This window comes from Pseudomonas sp. NPDC079367 (genome assembly GCF_044542195.1).
In the GTDB taxonomy this organism is placed as follows: Bacteria; Pseudomonadota; Gammaproteobacteria; order Pseudomonadales; family Pseudomonadaceae; genus Aquipseudomonas.
Window position 1 is genome coordinate 1 of sequence record NZ_JBITTW010000051.1, and the last position, 5224, is coordinate 5224.

A 5224-nucleotide genomic window follows, 5' to 3' on the forward strand; every position below is an offset into this window, starting at 1 on the left:
CTGGGCAAGCGTTACGCTACCCGTGAGGGTGGCTACCTGCGCATCCTCAAGTGCGGTTTCCGTGCTGGCGACAACGCGCCTATGGCGTACGTCGAGTTGGTTGATCGTGCTACTGCTGGCGAAGCTGTATCCGCCGAGTAAGACGTCAGTCTGAAACGAAAAACCGGGCCTAGTGCCCGGTTTTTTGTGCCTGTAACAAATGCGCCGTTTGTACAAGTTTCTGACATGGTTGAACAGCCACTATGTGCTGGGAAAACATTATTAGTAATTATCTATCGATGCCTGCAAGTTAATGAATTTGTAGCTAAACAGTCGATGATCAATACTTCCCGCCAAGCCCAGTAGCCGGCAGTTCAAGACTGACAGAGGAAGATGACCGCATGAGCCAGACCAAGACGCTTACAACCGCCAGTGGCGCACCCGTCGCTGATAACCAGAATTCTCGCTCCGCCGGCCCGCGCGGTCCGTTGCTGCTCGACGACTTTCATCTGATCGAAAAGCTCGCGCACTTCAATCGTGAAAATATTCCTGAGCGCCGTGTCCATGCAAAAGGCTCGGGCGCTTACGGTACGTTCACCGTTACCCGCGATATCACTGAATACACCAGTGCCAAATTGTTCGAGTCGGTAGGTAAACAAACGCCGACCTTTCTGCGCTTTTCCACCGTGGGTGGCGAGCGTGGCTCAGCCGACACCGAGCGCGACCCGCGCGGTTTCGCCTTGAAGTTCTACACCGAAGAAGGCAACTGGGACATCGTTGGCAACAACACGCCAGTATTCTTCATCCGTGATCCCCTGAAATTTCCTGACTTCATCCACACCCAGAAGCGTCTGCCGCAAAGCAATCTCAAAAGCGCTCAGATGATGTGGGACTTCTGGTCGCATTCGCCTGAGGCGCTGCACCAGGTCACCATTCTGTTTTCTGACCGCGGCATTCCTGACGGCTACCGTCACATGCACGGTTTCGGTAGCCACACCTACTGCCTGATCAACGCCAAAGGCGAGCGTCACTGGGTGAAGTGGCACTACAAAACCCAGCAAGGCATCAAGAACCTGGCGCCAGCCGAGGCCGCGCGTTTGGCGGGTACCGATCCGGACTACGCGCAGCGTGACCTGTTCGAGGCTATCGAGCGCGGTGAATTCCCGAAATGGCGCGTGTGCATTCAGATCATGACCGAAGCGCAGGCGGCGGCTCATTACGAGAATCCATTCGACGTGACCAAGACTTGGTCGCAGAAGGAGTTTCCGTTGATCGAAGTTGGTGAGCTGGAGTTGAATCGTAACCCGCTGAACTACTTCGCTGAAGTTGAACAGGCTGCATTCGGCCCGAGCAACATGGTGCCAGGCGTTGGTCTGTCACCGGACCGTATGCTGCAGGGTCGCGTATTCGCCTACGCTGACGCACACCGCTACCGTGTCGGCACCAACCACCAGCAATTGCCGGTGAACGCACCACGCAGCCCGGTGAACACTTACCAGCGTGACGGGTCCATGGCGTTCGGCAGCAATGGCGGCGCAGCGCCAAACTACGAACCTAACAGCTACGTCGAATCGCCGAAACAAGCCCCACATTACGCCGAACCAGCGTTGGCCTTGAGCGGTGCCGCTGATCGCTACGATCACCGTGAAGACACCGATTACTACAGCCACGCGGGTGCCTTGTTCCGCTTGATGAGCGACGAGCAGAAAGCTCTGCTGGTCAGCAACATTGCCGGTGCCATGGCAGGTGTTTCAAGCGACGTCGTTGATCGCCAGTTGCAGCATTTTTACAAAGCTGATCCGGCGTACGGAGAAGCAATCGCAAAGCTGCTCAACGTACAGCTTAACGAAGTCTAAACGAGAAGCAGAACCGCCCTCATTTGGGCGGTTTTTGCGTTATTTAAGCTGCTTTTCTCGGAGATTCTTCGCTTTTCTTGCGCGCAGCGGGTGACCTTCCGGTCAGGTTGGTTCAAACTACAGACTTTCAGGCAGGGAGATGTAGGGCGATGCAAGGCCACCCAGACGTAATCGATTACCTCAACACGTTGCTGACCGGCGAACTGGCCGCGCGTGACCAATATTTCGTTCATTCGCGGATGTATGAGGACTGGGGGTTCACCAAGCTCTACGAGCGCATCAACCACGAGATGGAAGAAGAAGCCGGCCACGCCGATGCGTTGATGCGGCGGATTCTGATGCTCGAAGGCACCCCGCGCATGCGTCCGGATGATCTGGATGTTGGCACTACGGTGCCGACGATGCTCGAAGCCGATCTGCGCCTCGAATACAAAGTCCGCGCTGCGCTGTGCAAGGGCATCGAACTTTGCGAGCAACACCAGGACTATGTCAGCCGCGAAATTCTGCGGGTTCAGCTCAACGACACCGAAGAAGATCATACCTACTGGCTGGAAAAGCAGCTCGGCCTGATCAAGCTCATCGGTCTCGAGAACTACCTGCAATCCCACGCGTCCTGATTGCAACGGCTATAAAAAAGCCCCTGTCACTTCAACGGTGACAGGGGCTTTTTCATGCCTGGCGGTCAGGCCCGATCGCGGATCAGCAGCGGCTTGAGATAATGGCCGGTGTGAGATTGCTTCATCTCGGCCACTTCCTCCGGGGTGCCGGTAGCAATGATCTGACCGCCCTTGGAACCGCCCTCGGGACCAAGATCCACCAGCCAGTCGGCGGTCTTGATCACATCGAGGTTGTGCTCGATGACCACCACGGTGTTGCCGTGATCGCGTAGACGATGCAGCACGTCGAGCAACTGCTGGATATCGGCGAAGTGCAAACCGGTGGTCGGTTCATCGAGGATGTACAAGGTTTTGCCGGTATCACGCTTGGACAGCTCGCGAGACAGCTTCACCCGCTGTGCCTCACCGCCAGAGAGCGTGGTCGCCGACTGCCCGAGCTTGATGTACGACAGGCCCACATCCATCAGCGTTTGCAGCTTGCGCGCCAGTGCCGGCACCGCGTCGAAGAACTCCCGCGCTTCCTCGATGGTCATTTCGAGGGTTTCGTGGATGCTCTTGCCCTTGTATTTGATCTCAAGGGTTTCGCGGTTGTAGCGCTTGCTCTTGCACACATCACAGGGCACATAGATGTCCGGCAGGAAGTGCATTTCCACCTTGATAAGGCCATCGCCCTGGCACGCTTCGCAGCGACCGCCCTTGACGTTGAACGAGAAACGCCCCGGGCCGTAACCACGGGAGCGCGACTCGGGCACGCCGGCAAACAGTTCGCGGATCGGTGTGAACAGCCCGGTGTAGGTCGCCGGGTTGGAACGCGGCGTACGGCCGATCGGGCTTTGGTCGATGTCGACGACTTTGTCGAGATGTTCCAGACCTTTGATGCTGTCATGCGCGGCGGCTTCCAGCGTGGTCGCACCGTTGAGTGCCGTTGCGCTCAGCGGGAACAGCGTGTTGTTGATCAGTGTCGATTTGCCAGAACCGGAGACGCCAGTCACGCAGGTCAGCAGGCCGATCGGGATGTCCAGATCGACATTGCGCAAGTTGTTGCCACGCGCACCTTTGAGCGACAGGTTGAGCTTCTTGTTGCGCGGCGTGCGTTTGGCCGGCACTTCGATCTTCACCCGGCCGGACAGGTATTTGCCGGTCAGCGAATCCGGGTGCGCCATGACTTCGTCCGGTGTGCCTTCGGCAACGATCTGCCCACCATGTACGCCGGCGCCCGGACCGATGTCGACGACATAGTCAGCCAGGCGAATCGCGTCTTCGTCGTGTTCGACGACGATCACTGTGTTGCCGATGTCGCGCAAATGCTTGAGCGTGCCGAGCAGTCGGTCGTTGTCGCGCTGATGCAGGCCAATGGACGGTTCATCGAGGATGTACAGAACGCCGACCAGACCGGCGCCGATCTGACTGGCCAGACGAATCCGCTGCGCCTCGCCACCAGACAAGGTGTCGGCACTGCGATCCAGCGACAGGTAATCGAGGCCGACGTTGACCAGAAACTGCAGACGCTCGCGAATTTCCTTGAGAATCTTGTCGGCGATCTCGCCGCGCCGCCCGGTCATCTTCAGATCGGCGAAGTACTCGCAGGCGTCACCGATCGGCAGGTTGGTCACGGCCGGCAGGGTTTTCTCACCGACCCAGACGTGCCGTGCTTCGCGACGCAGACGTGTGCCACGGCAATCCGGGCAGGCCTGATGGCTGAGGAACTTGGCCAGCTCTTCGCGCACGCTTGCCGATTCTGTTTCGCGGTAACGGCGCTCAAGATTCGGGACGATACCTTCAAACGGGTGCGAGCGTTTGACGATGTCGCCACGGTCGTTCAGGTATTTGAAATCGACATTCTGCGAGCCGCTGCCGTGCAGGATGAACTTCTGATGCTCGGCGCTCAGCTCGTTGAAGGGCTTGTCCAGGCTGAACTTGTAGTGTGAGGCGAGTGAGCCGAGCATCTGGAAGTAATAGACGTTGCGCCGGTCCCAGCCGCGTATCGCACCTTCGGCCAGGGTCAGCTCGCCATTGACCAGGCGCTTGATGTCGAAGAACTGCTTCACGCCCAGGCCATCGCAGGTCGGGCAGGCGCCGGCCGGGTTGTTGAAGGAAAACAGCTTGGGTTCCAGCTCGCTGATTGCATGGCCGCAGATCGGGCAGGCGAAGCGTGCGGAGAAGATCATTTCTTCGCCGGGCTCGTCGTCCATCGGTGCAACCAGGGCAATGCCGTCGGCGAGTTTCAGCGCGGTCTCGAACGACTCGGCAAGACGTTGTTGCAGATCGGCGCGGACCTTGAAGCGGTCGACGATCACATCGATCGAATGCTTCTTCTGTTTATCCAGTTTCGGCAGTTCGTCGAGCTCGCAGATGCGGCCATTGACCCGGGCGCGGACAAAGCCCTGCGCGCGCAGCTCTTCGAACACCGACAGGTGCTCCCCTTTACGCTCGCGGATCACCGGCGCCAGCAACATTAGCTTGCTGCCTTCCGGCTGCGCCAGTACCAGATCGACCATCTGACTGACGGTCTGCGCCTCCAGCGGAATGTCGTGATCCGGGCAACGCGGCGTACCGACGCGAGCGTAAAGCAAGCGCAGGTAGTCGTAGATTTCGGTGATGGTGCCGACCGTGGAACGGGGGTTGTGCGAGGTCGACTTCTGTTCGATGGAGATCGCCGGCGACAGGCCTTCGATGGTGTCGACGTCGGGTTTTTCCATCATCGACAGGAACTGGCGGGCGTAGGCCGACAGCGATTCGACATAGCGGCGCTGACCTTCGGCATACCGCGTG

The 5224-nt window shown here is 58.5% G+C and carries 4 protein-coding genes; 3 read left to right on the forward strand and 1 reads right to left on the reverse strand.

Annotation, left to right across the window (positions count from 1 at the left end; translation table 11 throughout):
• The 3 genes from ACIGDJ_RS25830 to bfr form a co-directional block, all read left to right on the forward strand.
• On the forward strand, positions 1-141 hold a 141-nt coding region (locus ACIGDJ_RS25830), incomplete at its 5' end, for a bL17 family ribosomal protein (RefSeq protein ID WP_397504654.1).
• Between the two features lie 239 nt (positions 142-380).
• Entirely contained in the window at positions 381-1835 is a 1455-nt protein-coding gene (locus ACIGDJ_RS25835; protein WP_313004176.1) for a catalase, read from the forward strand.
• Positions 1836-1984: 149 nt separating this feature from the next.
• Positions 1985-2452, forward strand: coding sequence for a bacterioferritin (bfr, locus tag ACIGDJ_RS25840; RefSeq protein WP_130912285.1), 468 nt, complete (start codon positions 1985-1987; stop codon positions 2450-2452).
• Positions 2453-2517: 65 nt separating this feature from the next.
• Here bfr and uvrA read toward each other — a convergent pair.
• Positions 2518-5224: excinuclease ABC subunit UvrA (gene uvrA / locus ACIGDJ_RS25845; RefSeq protein ID WP_397504653.1), on the reverse strand; the 2707-nt coding region annotated here is incomplete at its 5' end.